Here is an 18,504-nt window from a genome sequence, read left to right as displayed (position 1 = left end):
AAACAGGCTGGATGGCTCATCGCCCGCACGGAGGCCGAATTGCCTGGCTGCGACGGTTCGATTGAGGCGCGATCAGGCCTGCGGCCTTGCATCCGGGGGCGCCGCCGTTGGCACGGCTCGGGTGCGGAAATAATCCAGCACGAAAAGACGGATCGCCGACGACAGATTGCCCTGCTGACGATTGCTGTCGATCTCGCCGACCAGTTCGGACAGCGTCATGTTTCGCAGGCCCGAGATTTCCTTCATGCCGTTCCAGAAGGCCTCTTCGAGGCTGACGCTGGTCTTGTGACCGGCGACCACGATCGAGCGTTTGACGACGGGCGACTTCATGATGCGTCTCCGCCATCGATCCGGTGCTGATCCAGGAGATCGCGGGCGCGATCGCTGCTGATCTCGTCGCGCGCGCGCTCGGATTTGGTGCGGCCGAACCGGGCGCGGTTGGCATCGGCCTGTTTTGCCGATTGCTCTTTCTCGCTGCGCTTCTTGAACCGCTTCAGGTTGACCAATTCCCCCATGCCCACCTCCATCATCCCATGGCCGGAAGGCGTGAGAGCTTGTTGCGATAACAAGCTTGGCCGCGCTGCGCGCAAGCAGAGTAGATGGTCATCCAGAATCCCCGTTCGACGCTCTCTGATAGCATCAAAAAATGTATTTCGCTCTGCGAAAACTAAATATTTTGTGGCTCTAGCATGCGTCAACGCGACGCCGATAGATAAACGGCCTCATTCTCTAAGCGTTATGATCTATAATTATACCACGCACTCACCCGTAGTTTCCCGGGGCTCGTACGACGATCAGCCCGGGTGTGTCATTTTGTCCGGCTGCACGAGACGATCAAATTCCGCTGCAGTAACAAAGCCAAGCCGCACAGCCTCTTCCTTCAATGTGGTGCCGTTCGCATGCGCCGTCTTGGCGACCTTCGCGGCGCTGTCGTAGCCAATTTTGGGCGCGAGCGCGGTCACCAGCATCAGCGAACGTTCCATCAAGTCCCGGATGCGCTTTTCGTCGGCGCGTATTCCCACAACGCAATGCTCGGTGAATGAACGAACGACGTCCGACAACAGTTGGATGGAATGCATCATACAATATGCCAGCACCGGCTTGTACACGTTCAGCTCGAAATGGCCCTGGCTGCCGGCCACGGTGACCGCGGTCTGGTTGCCGAACACCTGGCAGCAGACCATCGTCATCGCTTCGCATTGGGTCGGGTTGACCTTGCCCGGCATGATCGACGAGCCCGGTTCGTTTTCCGGCAGGATCAATTCGCCGAGGCCGGAACGCGGGCCCGATCCCAACAGGCGAATATCGTTGGCGATCTTGAACAGGCCGGTCGCCACCGAGTTGATCGCGCCGTGCACCATCACATAGGCGTCGTTGGAGGCCAGCGCCTCGAATTTGTTGGGCGCGCTGCTGAAAGGCAGTTTCGTAATTTTGGCGACGTGTTTGGCGAACAGTTTTGCGAATCGCGGTTTGGAATTAAGCCCGGTGCCGACCGCGGTGCCGCCTTGCGCCAGCGGCAACAGATCCTTCACCGCGACACGAAGCCGCGCGATGCCGCTCTCGACCTGGGCGGCGTAGCCGGAAAACTCCTGGCCCAGCGTCAGCGGCGTCGCATCCTGGGTGTGGGTGCGGCCGATCTTGACGATTTTCGCAAAAGCCTTTTCTTTTTTGCGCAATTCGCGGTGCAACTCGCCGAGCGCCGGGATCAGGTTGGCGACGATGCCCTGCGCCGCGGCGATATGCATCGCGGTCGGGAATGAATCGTTCGACGACTGGCTCATATTGACGTGGTCGTTGGGGTGGATCGGCTTCTTGGCGCCGAGTTCGCCGCCGAGCATCTGGTTGGCGCGGTTGGCGATCACCTCATTGAGGTTCATGTTGGTCTGGGTGCCGGAGCCGGTCTGCCACACCACCAGCGGAAAATGATCGTCGAGCTTGCCCTCGATCACCTCGCGCGCGGCGCGGGTGATGGCCCCGGTCCGGCGCGCGTCGATCAGGCCGAGGTCGCGATTGGTCTGCGCAGCGGCGAGCTTGACGATGCCGAGCGCATGCACGACCGGCATCGGCATCCGGTCCTGGCCGATGCGGAAATTCTGCTTCGAGCGTTCGGTCTGCGCGCCCCAGTAGCGATCGGCGGCAACGTCGATTGGACCGAAGCTGTCGGTCTCGCTGCGGGTTTTGTTTCGCGATGTTGCTGGGGATCGAGCCATGAATAATGTCCGTTGCGCCGCGGAACGGCGGGACGAACATTCTACCGCATGATCCGCAAAAGTGGGTACCGGTTTTCCCTCGCGACAAACGCGCAACGCGTTTGCGCGGAGATCCTGCTCAAAACAAAAAGCCAGGCGGGATGATTTCTCGAAGAGAAATCATCCCGTTGCAGCGTCGCGCAATTTCCCGCGCGCGAATTATTTCTTGCGAAAACGATCCAGCCGCACCACTTCGGCGCCTTCGCTCGGCTTGGCCGGCTCGGCCTCGCTCTCGGCCGCGGACTCGGTTGCCGCAACCGGCAAGGCCGGGGCCGGAGGAACGGCGGGGAGTTTTGCCGCCGGCGTCTCGACTTCGGCCTCGGTCGGTTCGAACTGCAGCCCGAACTTCACCGAGGGATCGAGAAAACTCTTGATCGACGCGAACGGGACCACCAGCCGCTCGGGAATGCCGCCGAACGACAGGCCGACCTCGAAGCGATCCTCGGTCACCACCAGATCCCAGAACTGATGCTGCAGGATGATTGTCATCTCTTCCGGATATTGCGCGAGCAGCCGCGGCGACAGCTTTACGCCCTCGGCCGTGGACAGGAAGGTGATGAAGAAATGATGCTCGCCGGGCAGGCCGTGTTCGGCGGCGTCGGTCAGCACACGGCGCAGCACCCCGCGTAGCGCGTCGCGCGTCAGCACGTCGTAACGGATGTGATCGGTCGCCATGGTGGTCCTGTTGTGTTGAGAAAGTGACGCCGCCGGTCGCCCGACTCGCCTTTGCCCCATGGTACCCCGGCGGCGGCCGCAGGTCAGCAGCCGTCATGGAACGAATTTGCAGCAGAAATGCCCGGCCGAGCGGCAAATCGCAAGGAAGTGAAGGAATGAAGTGGAGGCTTCTGTTGCCAGGTGCCTCCGGACCCCGCCTGACGGAGCTTAACCCATCAGGACTTTAGACTTGGTCTTTCAAACTGCGTTACGCAGCCTGAGCAACCGGAGCATAGTTGTCGTTTGCAACTATTGCATAGCCCGATAACGGCGGAACCATACCGGGAAAAAACACGCCCTTTACGCCCTCGTCGATCCTGTTTCGCCCCCACCGAAACCCGCCGATTGGAAGGGTGGGCTTGGGTGGAGGCGCCGGGTACTGCCCCCGGGTCCGAATGGTTTATTGCGACGGCAATTTATTTCCATAGCCGGCGAACCGGCACCCCTAATATAGGGTGCAAAAGTTGAGAAAAACAGAGCCATTGCACCCCGCATTCCGCGCCGCAAAACGCGCCAATTTTGCATTGGTGTCGGCCCTGCGGCTCCGTTAAATCTGGAGGCATGCCTCCGGATTCCTCGCCGGCCGCCGTCCCGGCGCCGGATATTGCAGCCGCTCACCCGCCCAACCGGCCCGGCCTGGCCGAGTTGTTCTTTGCGTTCGCCAAGATGTCGCTGGCGGGCTTTGGCGGGGTTCTGGTCTGGGCGCGGCGCGGCATCGTCGAGCAGCACCGCTGGATGACGGCGGAGGAATTCAACGAGACCTTTGCGCTGTGCCATTTCCTGCCGGGGCCGAACATCGTCAATCTGTCGATGGTGTTCGGGGCGCGTTTCCGCGGCATTGCGGGCGGCATTGCGGCCTTTGCCGGATTGCTGCTCCCGCCGATGGCGCTGATGACGATTTTGGGCGCGCTGTACGCGCGATATGGCGAAATCGACGTGTTGCGGCGCATCCTGGCCGGCGTGTCGTGCGCCGCGGTCGGGCTCGCGATCGCGGTCGTCTTCCGAATGATGATGCCGCTGATCAAGAAGCGCGACGTGATCGGCCTTGGGCTGATGGTCGCGGTTTTCATTGCCATCGGCCCGCTGCGCCTGCCGCTGGCGGCCGTGCTGCTGGCGGCGATCCCGCTCAGCCTTGCCATCAACTTTGTCATGCGACGGCGGGCGACCTCATGAACTCCGGCGACAATCCAATCGCGACGCTGGTCTGGACGTTCGGCCTGATGTCACTGTTTGCGGTGGGCGGCGCCAACGCCGCGATTCCCGAAATGCACCGGATCGCGGTCGACATTCAGCATTGGCTGACCGACAAGCAATTCGCCGACATCTACGCCATTTCCCAGCTATCGCCGGGGCCGAACGTGCTGATCGTGACCCTGATCGGCTATTCGGTTGCGGGAATTGCAGGGGCGCTGGCCGCCACATTGGCGATGTGCGGCCCCACTGCCATGCTAGCCTATTGTGTGAGCCGTTTTCTGGCGCGATCGAGCCAGTCGCGCTGGCCCGCGACCATTCAGGCGGCCCTGGTTCCGCTTTCGATCGGCCTGATGGGCGCCAGCGGCCTGATTTTGGCGCAAGCCGCCGACCGGACCTGGGTCGCGGCCCTGATGACGGCCGCCGCCGCCGCGCTCGCCTTTGCCACGCGGCTCAACCCGTTCTGGATGCTGCTGGCCGGGGGGCTGTTGGGTTTCGCTGGCGTTATCTGAGGAAAATCGGTAGGCAGGACCGGGGTCTGCACCAAGCACCATCCAAACAGAATGGGCGAGAAACCCTGTTGGGGAGAGAGATCGATGAGTGATTCGCCGGGCCACGTGCCGGTCAAATACATCATGCCGAAATGGGTTCGTGGTCCGCAGGATTTTGTCGGCGGCATCGCGCTGATGGCGATTGCGCTGTTCGCGCTGTGGGCGTCGAGCGATCTGCAGGGCATGCACGGGTTCTCGTTCGGCGCCGGCACCGCGCCGCGGATGTTCGCCGTGCTGCTGCTGGCGCTGGGCGCCGCGATCACGGTCGTCGGAATCGTCACCGAAGGTCCGCACCTGGCGCACTATGCCTGGCGAGGTCCGCTGTTCGTGTCGCTGGCGATCGTTTCCTTCGCCATCACGATCCGTCCGCTCGGCCTCGTGATCTCCGCGTTCGTCAGCTTCATCGTTTCGGCGCTGGGCACCCCGGAGACGAGGTGGAGGGAAACCATCATCGTCGGCATCTGCCTGACGATCGGGTGCAGTCTGCTTTTCCCCTATGCGCTGGGGCTGCCGCTGCAGCTCTTCCCGCGCTTCCTGGTTCAGTGAGGGCGCGATGGTCGATCTCTTTCACAATCTCGGCCTCGGCTTTGGCGTCGCCTTTTCGCCGATCAATCTGATGCTCTGCCTGATCGGCGCGCTGGTCGGCACGCTGGTCGGCGTGCTGCCGGGCATCGGCACCATCGCCACCGTTGCGATGCTGCTGCCGATCACCTTCGGACTGCCGCCGGTCGGCGCCCTGATCATGCTCGCCGGCATTTATTACGGCGCGCAATATGGCGGCTCGACCACCTCGATCCTGGTCAATATCCCGGGTGAGGCGACATCGGTCGTGACCACGCTGGACGGTTTCCAGATGGCCAAGCAGGGCCGTGCCGGCCCGGCGCTGGCGATCGCCGCGATCGGCTCGTTCTTTGCCGGCTGCGTCGCCACCGTGCTGATTGCGGTGCTCGGCGCGCCGTTGACGAAACTCGCGCTGGCGTTCGGGCCTGCGGAATATTTCTCGCTGATGGTGCTCGGCCTGATCTTCGCGGTGGTGCTGGCCAAGGGCTCCGTGCTCAAGGCGATCGCGATGATCGTGTTCGGGCTGTTGCTGTCGATGGTCGGCTCCGACATCGAGACCGGCGCCTCGCGCATGGCGTTCAACATCCCCGAGCTCGCCGATGGTCTTGGCTTCGCGACCGTGGCGATGGGCGTGTTCGGGTTCGCGGAGATCATCCGCAATCTCGACGCCGGCGCCGAGATGGACCGCGATCTGGTGCAGCAGAAGATCACCGGGTTGATGCCGACCAGGAAGGATTTGAAGGACTCGTTCCCGGCCATCGTCCGCGGCACGATCCTCGGATCGATCCTCGGCATCCTGCCGGGCGGCGGCGCGGTCATCGCCTCGTTCGCGGCCTATACGCTGGAGAAGAAGATCGCCAAGGATCCGTCGCGGTTCGGCCGCGGCGCGATCGAGGGCGTGGCGGCGCCGGAAAGCGCCAACAACGCCGCGGCCCAGACCTCGTTCATCCCGCTGTTGACGCTCGGCATTCCGCCCAACGCCGTGATGGCGCTGATGGTCGGCGCGATGACCATTCACGGCATCGTGCCCGGCCCGCAGGTGATGCAGAAGCAGCCCGAGCTGGTCTGGGGCATGATCGCCTCGATGTGGATCGGCAATCTGATGCTGATCGTCATCAACCTGCCGCTGGTCGGCATCTGGGTGCGGCTGTTGCGGGTGCCGTACCGGCTGATGTTCCCCTCGATCGTGATCTTCTGCGCGATCGGCATCTATTCCATCAACAACGCACCCGTCGACGTCGTGCTCGCCGGCGCCTTCGGGCTGGTCGGCTACTGGCTGATCAAGCACGATTTCGAGCCGGCGCCGCTGCTGCTCGGCATGGTGCTGGGACCGCTGATGGAAGAAAACCTGCGCCGCGCACTGTTGATCTCGCGCGGCGACTGGTCGGTGTTCCTGACCCGTCCGTTGTCGGCGGTGCTGATGGCGATCGCGGCCTTCCTGCTGGTGCTGGCATTGCTGCCGACGCTGCGCAAGAAACGCGACGAAGTGTTCGTGGAGTCAGAGAGTTAAGCGGCTTCCACAGGGCCGGTAGATCAAGGGCGGAACCTCAAGGTTCCGCCCTTGTCGTTTTGGGGCGGAACTCTCATTTTTCCGGGTATAATGCCGCCATACGGCCGAATCGGTGCTGTCGATCGGCCGCAGGACCGCTAAATCGTCTTGCCGCTAAATACGCCTTCCGGACAAGGCTGAGATACCGACCGCCATGAACCAGTACCACGATCTGCTCGAACGGATCCTCGCCGACGGCGCGGAGAAGCACGACCGCACCGGCACCGGCACGCTGTCGATCTTCGGCCACCAGATGCGCTTCAACCTGTCGGCCGGCTTTCCGATGCTGACCACCAAGCGGCTGCCGCTGAAATCGATCGTGCACGAATTGCTGTGGTTTCTGGCCGGCGACACCAACATCAAATACCTCAGGGATAACGGCGTCTCGATCTGGGATGAATGGGCCGACGCCAATGGCGATCTCGGTCCGGTCTATGGCTCGCAATGGCGGTCGTGGCCGGCGCCGGACGGCCGCAGCATCGACCAGATTTCCAACGTCATCGACATGATCAAGCGCAACCCGGATTCGCGGCGGCTGATCGTCAGCGCCTGGAATCCGGCCGACGTCGACAAGATGGCGCTGCCGCCGTGCCACTGCCTGTTCCAGTTCTACGTCGCCAATGGCAAATTGTCGTGCCAGCTCTATCAGCGCTCGGCCGACGTCTTCCTCGGCGTGCCCTTCAACATCGCCTCCTATGCGCTGCTGACCATGATGGTGGCGCAGGTCACCGGATTGAAGCCGGGCGACTTCGTGCACTCGCTTGGCGATGCGCATCTTTACTCGAACCACCTCGAACAGGCGCGGCTGCAGCTGACGCGGCCGACGCGGCCATTGCCGGTCATGAAGATCAATCCGGACGTGAAGGACATATTCGCGTTCCGCTACGAGGATTTCGTGCTCGAAGGCTACGACCCGCATCCGCACATCAAGGCGCAGGTGGCTGTATGAGCCGCGGTGTGAGCGACTGAATGTCTCTCACCATCCGCCGTGCGCGCCCCGGTGAGGCCGGACTTGTCCTGTCGCTGGTTCGCGAACTCGCCGAGTACGAAAAACTGCTGCACGAGGTCGAAGCCACCGAAGCCGACATCGACGCCGCGTTGTTCGGCGATCATCCGCGGCTGTTTTGCGAGATGGCGGAGTGGGACGGCGAGCCGGCCGGCTTCGCGGTCTGGTTCGTCAATTTCTCGACCTTCAGCGGCCGCTCCGGAATCTATCTGGAAGATCTGTTCGTCCGTCCGGCGCTGCGCGGCAAGGGCATCGGCAAGGCGCTGCTGGCCAATCTCGCCAGGCAGTGCGAGGCGAATGGCTGGTCGCGCCTGCAATGGTCGGTGCTGGACTGGAATACGCCGTCGATCGAATTCTATAAATCGCTGGGCGCGGTGCTGATGGACGAGTGGACGGTATGCCGGGTCACCGGCCCGGCGTTGACCGCGCTGGCGCAGGGGGCGCGCTGATGGAAGTCATGCTCATCGTGGCGGTCGCCGAGAACGGCGTGATCGGCGCCGGCGGCGCCATTCCGTGGCGGCTGAAATCCGACATGCAGCGCTTCAAGGCGCTGACGTCGGGTAAGCCGGTGGTGATGGGACGCAAGACCTTCGTCTCGATCGGCCGGCCGCTGCCCGGGCGAACCAACATCGTGGTGACGCGCGATCCGGATTTTCGCGCCGCCGGCGTGGTGGTGACCAATTCCTTTGCCAACGCCAGGGCGATCGCCACAGGCGACGCGCTGCGGCGTTTCGCCACTGAGATCGCGGTGATCGGCGGCGCCGAGATCTACGCGCAGTGGATGGAGTGCGCCGACCGGCTGGAAATCACCGAAGTGCATGCCCGGCCTGACGGCGATACACGTTTCGCCGCAATTGAGCCCGCGGTTTGGCAAGAGGTCGCGCGCGTGCGAAATCCGGCCGGTCCGGCCGATAGTGCCGACTTTTCCTATGTGACATATCGACGGCGAAGGCCGCATTAACCGCGCTAACCAATGTTTGCATTGACAATTGTGGCCTCAAGCATAGCTCGTTGCACTGGAAGCTTGCGTTGTAAGGGCCCGGGCGGTCCCCTATAAAGCCGGGCGAGTTGCGAGGCTGGGCATCGTGCCCAAACCGGTGGTCCCGGACCCCGCCTTAGGAGATTATCGATGCCGTGGAAGAATCAAGGCGGGGGCCCCTGGGGCTCGGGTCCGAAAGGGCCGTGGGGCTCCGGTCCGCAGTCGGTCGGGCCACGGCCACCCGATCTTGAGGACCTTCTGCGCCGCGGTCAGGACCGGCTGCAGCAGCTTCTGCCCGGCGGCCATTTCAGCGGCATGGGCATCGCGCTGGTTCTGGTCGGCGCCCTGGCGATCTGGGGATTGTCCGGCTTTTTCCGCGTCCAGTCCGAAGAGCTCGGCGTCGTGCTGCGCTTCGGCAAGCATGTGCGCACCGTGCAGCCCGGCCTGAACTATCATCTGCCCTATCCGATCGAGACCGTGCTGCTGCCGAAGGCGCTGCGCGTCTCCACCATCTCGATCGGCATGACCTTGATCGACGATCCGGCGCGGCGCGGCCGCACCATGCGCGATGTGCCGGAGGAAAGCCTGATGCTGACCGGCGACGAGAACATCGTCGACGTCGACTTCACGGTGTTGTGGCGGATCAAGCCCGACGGCGTCGGCGATTATCTCTTCAACATCCAGAATCCCGAAGGCACCGTGAAGGCGGTCGCCGAAAGCGCGATGCGCGAGGCCGTTGGCAAAGCCCAAATCCAGCCGATCCTGACCGGCGCCCGCACCACCACGGAAGCCAACGTCCAGGAACTGATGCAGAAGACGCTGGACAGCTATGGTGCAGGCATCCTGGTCCAGCAGGTCCAGATGCAGAAGGTCGACCCACCGGCGCAGGTGATCGATTCCTTCCGCGACGTCCAGGCCGCGCGCGCCGATCTCGAGCGCCTGCAGAACGAAGCGCAGACCTATGCCAACCGCGTCGTCCCCGACGCCCGCGGCCGCGCCGCGCAAATCCTGCAGGTTGCCGAAGGCTACCAGCAACAGGCGATCGCCGAGGCCAAGGGCCAGAGCGCGCGCTTCCTGAAAGTCTATGACGAATACAAGAAGGCGCCTGATGTGACGCGGCAACGGATTTATCTGGAGACGATGGAGCGCGTGCTCGGCGGCTCCGAGAAGCTCGTCTATGACGGCGGCGGCTCGCAGAGCATCGTGCCGTATCTGCCCTTGAGCGAGTTGACGCCCAAGCGGCCGCCCGCGCCGGCCACGACCGGCCAGCCGCAGCAGGGTGGAGGCACGCGATGAGATCTCCCATTGCAGGCATCGTTACCCTGATCGCGCTGTTTATCGTCATTATCGTCGGCTACAGCTCGGTCTTCACCGTAGCCCAGACCGAGCAGGTACTGGTGGTTCGGCTCGGCGAGCCCATCCGCGTCGTCTCTGAGCCGGGCCTGAACTTCAAGGCGCCGTTCATCGACACCGTGATCTCGATCGACAAACGCATCCTCGATCTGGAAAACCCGTCGCAGGAAGTGATTGCGTCGGATCAGAAGCGGCTGGTGGTCGACGCCTTCGCCCGCTATCGCATCAAGAACGCGCTGCGCTTCTATCAGAGCGTCGGCTCGATCCAGGCCGCCAACATCCAGCTCACGACGCTGTTGAACGCGTCGCTGCGCCGCGTGCTGGGCGAGGTCACTTTCATCACGGTGGTGCGCGACCAGCGCGAGGCCCTGATGGCGCGGATTCGCGATCAGCTCGACAAGGAGGCCGACGGTTACGGCATCCAGGTGGTCGACGTGCGGATCCGGCGTGCCGATCTGCCGGAGCAGAACAGCCAGGCGGTCTACCAGCGCATGCAGACCGAACGGCAGCGCGAAGCCGCCGAGTTCCGCGCCCAGGGTGGCCAGAAGGCGCAGGAGATCCGCTCCAAGGCCGATCGCGAGGCGACCGTCATCATCGCCGAAGCCAACTCGACCGCCGAGCAGACGCGCGGCGCCGGCGACGCCGAACGCAACCGCCTGTTCGCCGAAGCCTATGGCAAGGATCCGGACTTCTTCGCGTTCTATCGCTCGATGACCGCGTATGAGACCGGCCTGAAGAGCAGCGATACCCGCTTCCTGCTGCGGCCGGATTCGGAGTTCTTCCGCTTCTTCGCCAATCCGTCCGGTCATCCGCCGGAGGCCGCAGCGCCGGCCGCCGCGAAGCCGTAAACCTGGCCGGCCCGGCACGAGACTGAGCGAAGCGGGTTCCGCTTTGCTGAACCAAAAAAAGCACATCAAACGGGAGGTTGCCATCCGATGAGGTCCATTGCGTTCGCCGACTTCCTCATCGGTTTGGGAATCCTGTTCGTGCTGGAAGGCCTGATGTTCGCAGCCAGCCCGGCCTGGATGCGCCGCGCCATGAAGAGCGCGCTGGCGACGCCCGACAATATCCTGCGCGCCGTCGGCATCGGATCGGCGGTCGCGGGCCTGGTCCTGATATGGTTCGTGAGGCGGTAGCGGCTGGTTCCGATCGAATCGGCTCTCTATTCCGTCATTGCGAGGAGCGAAGCGACGAAGCAATCCATTCTTTCTTTGCTTGGCACGATGGATTGCTTCGCTTCGCTCGCAATGACGGGTGGGGAGAAAATCGCGTTGCGAATCAACGGAATCGTTACCCGTTTCCAGCCGGTTTTTCGCCGAAATGTCCGGCTCAAATGCTTGCGCCGCAGGCCGGTTCGGGCGCACTGTGGACCCCAAATCGACCCGCTGGAGAGAAGCCGATATGACCGCTGCCAGACCCGCCGTGAGCCGTCGCCTGCGCCTGATGGGAGCTGCGATCATGCTCGGCGCTGCGAGCATGCTCTGCGCGGCGCCGGCGTTCGCGCGCGGGCCGGACGGCATCGCCGACATCGCCGAGAAGGTGATCGACGCCGTCGTCAACATCTCGACCTCGCAGACCGTCGAAGCCAAGGGCGGCGGCGACCGCGGGGCAATGCCGCAACTGCCGCCGGGCTCGCCGTTCGAGGAATTCTTCGACGACTTCTTCAAGAACCGCAGGGCGCCGGGCGGCGGTTCCAAGGGCGGCGGCGACATGCAGCCGCGCAAGACCAATTCGCTCGGCTCCGGTTTCATCGTCGATACCTCGGGCATCGTCGTCACCAATAATCACGTCATCGCGGACGCCGACGAGATCAACGTGATCATGAACGACGGCACCAAGATCAAGGCCGAGCTGGTCGGCGTCGACAAGAAGACCGATATCGCGGTTTTGAAGTTCAAGCCGGTGAAGCCGCTGATCGCGGTGAAGTTCGGCGATTCCGACAAGCTGCGGCTCGGCGAATGGGTGATCGCGATCGGCAATCCGTTCAGCCTCGGCGGCACCGTCACCGCCGGCATCGTGTCGGCGCGCAACCGCGACATCAGCCAGGGCCCGTACGACAACTACATCCAGACCGACGCCTCGATCAATCGCGGCAATTCCGGCGGACCGCTGTTCAATCTCGAGGGCGAAGTGATCGGCGTCAACACGCTGATCATCTCGCCGACCGGCGGCTCGATCGGTCTCGGTTTTGCGGTGCCTTCGAAAACCGTGGCAGGCGTGGTCGACCAGCTGCGGCAGTTCGGCGAGCTGCGCCGCGGCTGGCTCGGCGTGCGCATCCAGCAGGTCTCCGACGAGATCGCCGAAAGCCTCAACATCAAGCCCGCGCGCGGCGCGCTGGTCGCCGGCGTCGACGACAAGGGTCCGGCGAAGCCGGCGGGCATCGAGCCCGGCGACGTCGTCGTCAAGTTCGACGGCAAGGAGGTCAAGGACCCGAAGGATCTGTCGCGCGTCGTCGCCGACACCGCGGTCGGCAAGGAAGTCGAGGTCGTCATCATCCGCAAGGGCGTCGAGGAAACCCGTAAAGTGACGCTCGGCCGCCTGGAGGATACCGACAAGGTGCAGCAGGCTGCGGCCAAGGCCAAGGAAGAGCCGGCCGAGAAACCGGTGACGCAAAAGGCGCTCGGCCTTGATCTCGCGACGCTGAGCAAGGATCTGCGGGCCAAGTACAAGATCAAGGACACCGTCAAGGGCGTCATCGTCACCGGTGTCGACGGCGCCTCGGACGCCGCCGACAAGCGGCTGTCCGCCGGCGACGTCATCGTCGAGGTGGCGCAGGAAGCGGTGAGCAACGCCGCCGACGTCAAGAAGCGCGTCGATCAGCTCAAGAAGGACGGCAAGAAGTCGGTCCTGCTGATGGTCGCCAACGGCGACGGCGAACTGCGCTTCGTGGCGCTGAGCGTGCAGTAGGGCGTTCCCGTCATTCCGGGGCGATGCAAAGCATCGAACTAGGTGCGCAATTGCGCACCTGAGAATCTCGAGATTCCGGGTCTGGTCCTTCGGACCATCCCGGAATGACAGCGACATCACCTCGCCCCGCGCTTCGCGCGGGAGAGGTCGGCGCGCAGCGCCGGGTGAGGGGGGTGCCGCTTGTTCCGCCGCTGGACGGCTCGGTAGTGTCCTAATTTGAATTTCCTGAATTCTCTGGTACTATTGGTTTAACTCGGAGCACCAGTGGAGAGATTTCGGTCTTTCCACACTGTGCGGCGGTAGCCCAACTGGTAGAGGCTCTCGTTTGCCAAACGGGATGTTGGGGGTTCGAGTCCCCCGCGCCCCCTTTTCACTTCGACGTTCGCTCGACCAATTCCTCTAGCGACCATAGCCGATCATTCACGTTCGCTCGTCATAGCTGGCGTGACGCGAAGGCCCTTATGGATGCGCACGTTATTGTAATGCGCAAAATGAAGCGAGACGGCGGCCTGCAGCTTTCCAGCCTCTTGCTGAAACCGTTTGTGAGCTGGGCAAATCGGCGCATAGACATACGCATGGTCAAGTTTTGACACTCAACCAAGCGGATTGGGACTACCTGCGATGACAGTCCGCCCCACATGCGTGACTTGCGGAGGGGCGTAGCGCGCCGGGCGAAGGCTCATAGAAATCCACCGGATAAGTGGGAAGAAGCAGTAATCCGCCTAGCTGAAAAGCGAGTGTTTCACTATCGTCGGTTGATGGACCAAATCCGAGGTAGGCAATGAGCACCGGGATCACGGAAGCGCCAGCGGCGGGTATCGGCAAGTTGATTATGGATAATCGCTTCTCGGTTCCTAATCATCAACGGGACTATTCTTGGACCGAGGATGAAATACGGCAGCTTTTCGATGATATCGAATCTGCTCTCGAAAAGAGTAGCGGCGTTTATTTTCTAGGCCTCATGGTTTTTTTAAACGATCCAGGACGGCTGGTCGTTTTGGACGGGCAACAAAGGCTAGCAACTGCCGTCATCATTTTCTCTGCAATCAGAGGATGGCTGACGCAGTATTCCGAATATCAAGGTGACGCCGGAAAAATCCAAGAGTGGTTTATCGGACGAAGCGAATTAGGGCAAAAAGACCCAGAGCCCCGACTGACGATGAACTCCGCGAACGATAAGACATTCAAAGATTACGTGATCAAGTCAGTTGCGCTTACAGATATTCGCTCCGCACTGGACAAACTAAAAAAGCAGGATCGAAATCGCAAATTACTAGAGTCATTGGTTTATGCCCATGATCGAATTGCTCAGCTCGCACTTGACAAAGGAAAGGGAGACGCAAAAACAGCCGCTAAATATCTTTTTGGATTTGTAAATTTTATGCGGGACAAAGTGAGCGTCGTCAAATTGTCAGTCGCTAGCGAGGAAGCTGCGTATACAATCTTCGAAACATTGAACGACAGAGGCCTTGACCTCTCTCCATTGGACCTCGTGAAAAATCATTTGTTCGGAATGGCAGACGAAAAGTCGCCAGATGCCGTTCGCGATATGGAAGAGCGCTGGGCGCAAATGATGGCAACACTAAGCAATGTGCGCGCAGATAATTTTCTAAAAGCTTTTTGGACGATGAGGCACGGACGCATTAGAAGTGTTGATCTGTTTAGTGCATTCAAGAAAGAATATGCCACGCCAGACGCTGCAATTGACCTGTCAGTAGATATGCTAGCGGCTGCCGAACAGTATGCTGCTATAGACTCTGCCGACGATGCTATTTGGTCGATCTACCCGACTGAGGTGCGCACGACGGTAAGAGCGCTCCGACTCCTCGGAAGCCAGCAAACGCACCCCGTAATTCTGTCAGCGCTAAACAGCTTTGATCCAAAAGAGACAGTGAAACTTCTGGATTTGCTGGAAGTAGTAATCGTTCGCTATCTATTAATTGGTGGTGGGAATACCGGACGATTTGAAACCACCTGTGCTATCTTGGCTCGCAAGATACACGCCAAAGAGATCAAGACCGCAGCGCTGGCATTTCAGGAGCTAAAGGACTCCTATCCGTCAGACGACGATTTCAAACAAGCATTTCGCGTCAAGCAGGAACGTAGCAATCAGAAGGTTCAGTATTTTCTGCGTCGAATTGAGCAAGAGGCAATCCGCCAAAATTCGACAAAGACGCCAGAGCTTGCGCCCGGCAATTTGACCGTTGAACATATACTGCCGCGCAATCCAGGAGGCGACTGGTCATCTATAATTTCAGCAGACCCTTCGATCACCGAAGAGTGTGCCACTAGAATCGGAAATACCTGCCTGCTTACAGAGAGCGGAAATAACAAACTCGGTGGAAAATCTTTCGAGGATAAACGGAAGGTGTTTGAAGCAAGTGATCTAATCACCACCAAAGCAATTGCGGCGCATTCGGTATGGGACCGAAAAAATATTGACCATCATCAGGCGTATCTTGCCAAGCTTGCCGCTTCAACATGGCGCTTCCAATGATTGAAGTTTCTCCAACTGATCCAAAATCGGCGATCGAATCTATGCGCGGTCGTTCAACGAGAAGGTGGAAGCCGTAATCCGCCATTCGCTTGCAATGAAGACGGCGGGTTACGCCGATCGGGCTTCGCGGCGGTCGATCGGCTTCACCCTACGAAGCTGCTTCGCGGCGAGTGCAAGGACAATTCGATGCCGCGGCTGCGACAAAACAACGCGACGGGCAAATCAGTAAAAACCTGTCCAGCCCTCGGCTAAAAAATATTCCTCTTGTCGCGTCGGGCAAATCAGTGGTGTTTCTCCGCCCGTCTCACCCGACAAGAGGGGCGGCTCGCGATCGTCACGAAACGTGCGGTGGGATGCGGTGGACGCTGATGCGCTATTGACGAACAGCGCGTGAGGCGGACGGCGAAGTCGTGTGGTCCTGACGCCCCGACGCTGGCGTCAAGTCTCGCGGAAGTATCCGCGAGGCGACGGTGACAAGAAAGCCCGATCGCCGGGGAGAGCACGTTATAAGCCGTAAAACCATTGCGCAGGGAATGCCGGATTGCCTCCGCTGAACCTGTATGCTCGTGTGCGTTTTTTTGTGCATGTTTGCACACGAGACCGCGGGTGCAGCGTGCATCCGGCGTTCCCTGCGCCCTCTGATTTCAGACGGGCGGCATGTTTACCGAAAACCTCGCGCAAATCATGCGGCGAGACCGCGAAGCTGTGTATGCGAATGAAGACACAACCACTCTCATCAAGCCCGAGCATGACGACTGAGTTCGTTGCGCTATCCCTCCACAAACTCGTCGCGCCGATAGCCCTGCACATACAGCAACGCGGTGAGGTCGCCATGATCGATCCGCGCGGCGGCGGCTGCGGCGACCGCGGGCTTGGCGTGATAGGCAACCCCGAGGCCGGCGGCCTCGATCATGCCGAGATCGTTGGCGCCGTCGCCGGCCACCAGCGTGTCGATCTCGTCGAGATCGAACGACTCCGTGAGTTCGATCAGGGTCGCAAGCTTGGCGGCGCGGCCCAAAATCGGCTCGGTGACTTCGCCGGTGAGCTTGCCGTCGCGCACCTTCAATTCATTGGCGCGGTTCTCCTGGAATCCGATCATCGCCGCGACCGCGTTGCTGAACAGCGTAAAGCCGCCCGAGATCAGGCAGGTATAGGCGCCGTGCGCGCGCATGGTCATGACCAGCTCGCGGCCGCCCGGAGTCGGCGTGATGCGTTTTGCCAGCACTTCATCGACCACGCCGACCGGCATATCCTTCAAGAGCGCGACACGCTCGCGCAGCGCCGGCTCGAACGCGATCTCGCCGCGCATCGCGCGTTCGGTAATGGCGGCGACATGGGCTTTCAGCCCGGCGAAGTCGGCCAGCTCGTCGATACATTCCTGGCCGATCATGGTGGAATCCATGTCGGCGAGAAAAAGCTTCTTGCGCCTGACCGCCCGAGGCTGCACGACAATGTCGATCGGCAGATCGCCGCGCGCCTGGCGCAGGCGGTTCTCGATGGCCTTGATATCCTCGCTTCCATCGAAGGGAATATCGACCGCCACTTCGTCGAACAGCCACTGCGCCCTGCCGGGCGAGGGCAGAACGGCCAGCGCGCCGTCGACGATGGTGGAGTCGAGGGCGGGGTTGGCGGGATTGCAGATGAGCGTGGCGACGAGGGACATGCGGGCGAATTCGCAAGTTGAGGGCAAGGCGGTGCTTATCGCAGGGCCGACCGCCAGCGGCAAGTCGGCGCTGGCGCTCGATTTGGCGCAAAAAACCGGCGGTGTGGTCATCAACACCGATTCCATGCAGGTCTATCGCGATCTCCGCATCCTCACCGCGCGGCCGACACAAGAAGAGGAGACGCAGGCGCCGCACCGGCTCTACGGCCATGTCGACGCCGCCGTGAATTTTTCGGCCGGTGCGTGGGTGAACGACGCCGCGAAGGCATTGGCGGAGGCGCGGGCGCTAAACCGGCTGCCGATTTTCACCGGTGGTTCCGGTCTCTATTTCAAGGCGCTGACGCGAGGGCTTTCGGCGGTGCCGCCGATCGCTGCCGAAGTGCGCGAGGGCGTGCGCGCAAGGCTGGAGCGCGACGGCGTCGAAGCGCTGCATGCGGCGTTGGCGCTGAAAGATCCCGTCGCGGCCGAACGCTTGAAACCGCGCGACCGCACCCGGATCGCCCGCGCGCTTGAAGTCGTCGAAGCCACCGGCCGTTCGCTGACCGACTGGCATCGCGAAGGCCTGCCACCATTGTTGCCGCCGGGTCAATTCAGCGCGGTATTCCTCGCGCCCGAGCGCGAAGAACTCTACGCGCGGATCGATGCGCGGTTCGATGCGATGCTTGCCGCCGGCGCGCGCGAAGAAGTCGCCGCACTCGCCGCACGAAAGCTCGATCCGCTGCTGCCGGCGATGAAGGCCCATGGCGTGCCGACATTGATCCGGCACTTGCAGGGCGAGATCACCCTGGAGCAGGCGGCGGAAATCGGCCGGGCCGATACGAGGCATTACGCAAAACGGCAGTTCACCTGGTTCCGGCATCAATTGCCGGAGTTCGAATGGGTGAAGCCGGAAGCGGCGAGGGGGTGGGTTTCGGCTATGTTTCCGTCATTGCGAGGAGCGTAGCGACGAAGCAATCCACCCTTCCTTTGCCGCACCATGGATTGCTTCGCTTCGCTCGCAATGACGGTGGGGGCCGCCCCGCGCATGGCTGGAACGGCGAAATTCGCACTCGCCGAAAGCCAGGAACCCCGCTAAACTCCAAAAATCGCGCCGAGTGGCCGCCTTCCCTTGACTTCGGGGGTCTGGCGGCTATAAACGCGCAACCTTTGGGAAGTCCGAGCCGCTAAATGCGTAATATTATTACCAAACTCCTTATCGTAGTCGTACCCAGGCGCACCGCCGGGGATGGCTGAGGCCATCCAAATTCGGGCGGTGTGCATGGGGCCTCTTAAGGCCCTTTTTTA

The 18,504-nt window shown here is 61.7% G+C and carries 18 protein-coding genes, 1 other RNA gene and 1 pseudogene; 13 read left to right on the top strand and 7 right to left on the bottom strand.

Annotated features, from left to right (window positions below; translation table 11 throughout):
• Positions 1-72: 72 nt before the first annotated feature.
• The 5 genes from NL528_RS34680 to ssrA all read right to left on the bottom strand — a co-directional run bounded on the left by NL528_RS34680 (position 73) and on the right by ssrA (position 3,443).
• On the bottom strand, positions 73-330 hold the full coding sequence (locus tag NL528_RS34680; RefSeq protein WP_309178867.1) for a ribbon-helix-helix domain-containing protein: 258 nt from the start codon (positions 328-330) through the stop codon (positions 73-75).
• A complete protein-coding gene (locus NL528_RS34675) occupies positions 327-515 on the bottom strand; it encodes a DUF4169 family protein (protein ID WP_309178866.1) in 189 nt (62 codons plus the stop codon). The genes NL528_RS34680 and NL528_RS34675 overlap by 4 nt, the downstream gene beginning before the upstream one ends.
• Positions 516-794: 279 nt before the next feature.
• A complete protein-coding gene (fumC, locus tag NL528_RS34670) occupies positions 795-2,210 on the bottom strand; it encodes a class II fumarate hydratase (RefSeq protein ID WP_309178865.1) in 1,416 nt (471 codons plus the stop codon).
• A 198-nt stretch (positions 2,211-2,408) separates the two neighbouring features.
• Positions 2,409-2,924: a ClpXP protease specificity-enhancing factor SspB gene (locus NL528_RS34665; RefSeq protein WP_309178864.1), complete on the bottom strand. Its 516-nt coding sequence runs from the start codon at positions 2,922-2,924 to the stop codon at positions 2,409-2,411.
• A gap of 159 nt (positions 2,925-3,083) precedes the next feature.
• Positions 3,084-3,443: a transfer-messenger RNA gene (ssrA, locus tag NL528_RS34660) on the bottom strand.
• Between the two features lie 81 nt (positions 3,444-3,524).
• Between ssrA and NL528_RS34655 the strand changes: the two genes are divergently transcribed.
• From NL528_RS34655 to NL528_RS34605, 11 genes are all read left to right on the top strand, one after another.
• Positions 3,525-4,136, top strand: coding sequence for a chromate transporter (locus NL528_RS34655; RefSeq protein ID WP_309178863.1), 612 nt, complete (start codon positions 3,525-3,527; stop codon positions 4,134-4,136).
• The gene (locus tag NL528_RS34650; RefSeq protein WP_309178862.1) at positions 4,133-4,666 is read left to right on the top strand and encodes a chromate transporter; all 534 of its coding nucleotides are present in this window, start codon (positions 4,133-4,135) and stop codon (positions 4,664-4,666) included. The genes NL528_RS34655 and NL528_RS34650 overlap by 4 nt, the downstream gene beginning before the upstream one ends.
• Before the next feature lie 84 nt (positions 4,667-4,750).
• The gene (locus NL528_RS34645) at positions 4,751-5,251 is read left to right on the top strand and encodes a tripartite tricarboxylate transporter TctB family protein (RefSeq protein WP_309178861.1); all 501 of its coding nucleotides are present in this window, start codon (positions 4,751-4,753) and stop codon (positions 5,249-5,251) included.
• Positions 5,252-5,258: 7 nt separating this feature from the next.
• On the top strand, positions 5,259-6,776 hold the full coding sequence (locus NL528_RS34640; RefSeq protein ID WP_309178860.1) for a tripartite tricarboxylate transporter permease: 1,518 nt from the start codon (positions 5,259-5,261) through the stop codon (positions 6,774-6,776).
• Positions 6,777-6,969: 193 nt separating this feature from the next.
• Positions 6,970-7,764, top strand: coding sequence for a thymidylate synthase (locus tag NL528_RS34635; RefSeq protein ID WP_309178859.1), 795 nt, complete (start codon positions 6,970-6,972; stop codon positions 7,762-7,764).
• A 20-nt stretch (positions 7,765-7,784) separates the two neighbouring features.
• The gene (locus NL528_RS34630; protein WP_309178858.1) at positions 7,785-8,270 is read left to right on the top strand and encodes a GNAT family N-acetyltransferase; all 486 of its coding nucleotides are present in this window, start codon (positions 7,785-7,787) and stop codon (positions 8,268-8,270) included.
• A complete protein-coding gene (locus tag NL528_RS34625) occupies positions 8,270-8,782 on the top strand; it encodes a dihydrofolate reductase (RefSeq protein WP_309178857.1) in 513 nt (170 codons plus the stop codon). Before NL528_RS34630 ends, NL528_RS34625 begins: the two co-directional genes overlap by 1 nt.
• A 168-nt stretch (positions 8,783-8,950) precedes the next feature.
• Positions 8,951-10,096: an FtsH protease activity modulator HflK gene (hflK, locus tag NL528_RS34620; RefSeq protein ID WP_309178856.1), complete on the top strand. Its 1,146-nt coding sequence runs from the start codon at positions 8,951-8,953 to the stop codon at positions 10,094-10,096.
• The gene (locus NL528_RS34615; RefSeq protein WP_309178855.1) at positions 10,093-11,001 is read left to right on the top strand and encodes a protease modulator HflC; all 909 of its coding nucleotides are present in this window, start codon (positions 10,093-10,095) and stop codon (positions 10,999-11,001) included. The genes hflK and NL528_RS34615 overlap by 4 nt, the downstream gene beginning before the upstream one ends.
• Positions 11,002-11,088: 87 nt before the next feature.
• Positions 11,089-11,289, top strand: a complete 201-nt coding sequence (locus tag NL528_RS34610; protein ID WP_074274074.1) for a DUF2065 domain-containing protein — start codon at positions 11,089-11,091, stop codon at positions 11,287-11,289.
• Between the two features lie 265 nt (positions 11,290-11,554).
• Positions 11,555-13,060, top strand: coding sequence for a Do family serine endopeptidase (locus NL528_RS34605; protein ID WP_309178854.1), 1,506 nt, complete (start codon positions 11,555-11,557; stop codon positions 13,058-13,060).
• A 388-nt stretch (positions 13,061-13,448) separates the two neighbouring features.
• On the opposite strand, the pseudogene NL528_RS34600 reads toward NL528_RS34605, so the two are convergent.
• Positions 13,449-13,658 (bottom strand): annotated as a pseudogene (locus NL528_RS34600) (transposase); the annotation flags it as partial.
• Between the two features lie 183 nt (positions 13,659-13,841).
• Here NL528_RS34600 and NL528_RS34595 point away from each other — a divergent pair.
• Complete coding sequence (locus tag NL528_RS34595; RefSeq protein WP_309178853.1) at positions 13,842-15,557, top strand: DUF262 domain-containing protein; 1,716 nt, start codon at positions 13,842-13,844, stop codon at positions 15,555-15,557.
• Between the two features lie 769 nt (positions 15,558-16,326).
• Here the strand turns inward: NL528_RS34595 and serB are convergent.
• Positions 16,327-17,220 (bottom strand): phosphoserine phosphatase SerB, encoded by an 894-nt coding sequence (gene serB, locus NL528_RS34590; RefSeq protein WP_309178852.1) that lies wholly within the window; start codon positions 17,218-17,220, stop codon positions 16,327-16,329.
• On the opposite strand from serB, the gene miaA reads away from it, so the two are divergent.
• A complete protein-coding gene (miaA, locus tag NL528_RS34585) occupies positions 17,198-18,163 on the top strand; it encodes a tRNA (adenosine(37)-N6)-dimethylallyltransferase MiaA (protein ID WP_309178851.1) in 966 nt (321 codons plus the stop codon). The two genes, serB and miaA, sit on opposite strands and share 23 nt — an antisense overlap.
• The last annotated feature ends 341 nt before the right edge of the window (positions 18,164-18,504 follow it).

The organism is Bradyrhizobium sp. Ash2021 (genome assembly GCF_031202265.1).
Classification (GTDB): domain Bacteria; phylum Pseudomonadota; class Alphaproteobacteria; order Rhizobiales; family Xanthobacteraceae; genus Bradyrhizobium.
The sequence above is the reverse complement of the archived record's forward strand: the minus strand, read 5'-3'. Positions and strand labels throughout refer to the sequence as shown.

What these genes read in the sequence shown, in the direction of transcription:
- NL528_RS34680 (WP_309178867.1), bottom strand. Translation starts at nt 330, where the DNA reads ATGAAGTCGCCCGTCGTCAAACGCTCGATCGTGGTCGCCGGTCACAAG.
- NL528_RS34675 (WP_309178866.1), bottom strand. Translation starts at nt 515, where the DNA reads ATGGGGGAATTGGTCAACCTGAAGCGGTTCAAGAAGCGCAGCGAGAAA.
- fumC (WP_309178865.1), bottom strand. Translation starts at nt 2,210, where the DNA reads ATGGCTCGATCCCCAGCAACATCGCGAAACAAAACCCGCAGCGAGACC.
- NL528_RS34665 (WP_309178864.1), bottom strand. Translation starts at nt 2,924, where the DNA reads ATGGCGACCGATCACATCCGTTACGACGTGCTGACGCGCGACGCGCTA.
- NL528_RS34655 (WP_309178863.1), top strand. Translation starts at nt 3,525, where the DNA reads ATGCCTCCGGATTCCTCGCCGGCCGCCGTCCCGGCGCCGGATATTGCA.
- NL528_RS34650 (WP_309178862.1), top strand. Translation starts at nt 4,133, where the DNA reads ATGAACTCCGGCGACAATCCAATCGCGACGCTGGTCTGGACGTTCGGC.
- NL528_RS34645 (WP_309178861.1), top strand. Translation starts at nt 4,751, where the DNA reads ATGAGTGATTCGCCGGGCCACGTGCCGGTCAAATACATCATGCCGAAA.
- NL528_RS34640 (WP_309178860.1), top strand. Translation starts at nt 5,259, where the DNA reads ATGGTCGATCTCTTTCACAATCTCGGCCTCGGCTTTGGCGTCGCCTTT.
- NL528_RS34635 (WP_309178859.1), top strand. Translation starts at nt 6,970, where the DNA reads ATGAACCAGTACCACGATCTGCTCGAACGGATCCTCGCCGACGGCGCG.
- NL528_RS34630 (WP_309178858.1), top strand. Translation starts at nt 7,785, where the DNA reads ATGTCTCTCACCATCCGCCGTGCGCGCCCCGGTGAGGCCGGACTTGTC.
- NL528_RS34625 (WP_309178857.1), top strand. Translation starts at nt 8,270, where the DNA reads ATGGAAGTCATGCTCATCGTGGCGGTCGCCGAGAACGGCGTGATCGGC.
- hflK (WP_309178856.1), top strand. Translation starts at nt 8,951, where the DNA reads ATGCCGTGGAAGAATCAAGGCGGGGGCCCCTGGGGCTCGGGTCCGAAA.
- NL528_RS34615 (WP_309178855.1), top strand. Translation starts at nt 10,093, where the DNA reads ATGAGATCTCCCATTGCAGGCATCGTTACCCTGATCGCGCTGTTTATC.
- NL528_RS34610 (WP_074274074.1), top strand. Translation starts at nt 11,089, where the DNA reads ATGAGGTCCATTGCGTTCGCCGACTTCCTCATCGGTTTGGGAATCCTG.
- NL528_RS34605 (WP_309178854.1), top strand. Translation starts at nt 11,555, where the DNA reads ATGACCGCTGCCAGACCCGCCGTGAGCCGTCGCCTGCGCCTGATGGGA.
- NL528_RS34595 (WP_309178853.1), top strand. Translation starts at nt 13,842, where the DNA reads ATGAGCACCGGGATCACGGAAGCGCCAGCGGCGGGTATCGGCAAGTTG.
- miaA (WP_309178851.1), top strand. Translation starts at nt 17,198, where the DNA reads ATGAGCGTGGCGACGAGGGACATGCGGGCGAATTCGCAAGTTGAGGGC.
- serB (WP_309178852.1), bottom strand. Translation starts at nt 17,220, where the DNA reads ATGTCCCTCGTCGCCACGCTCATCTGCAATCCCGCCAACCCCGCCCTC.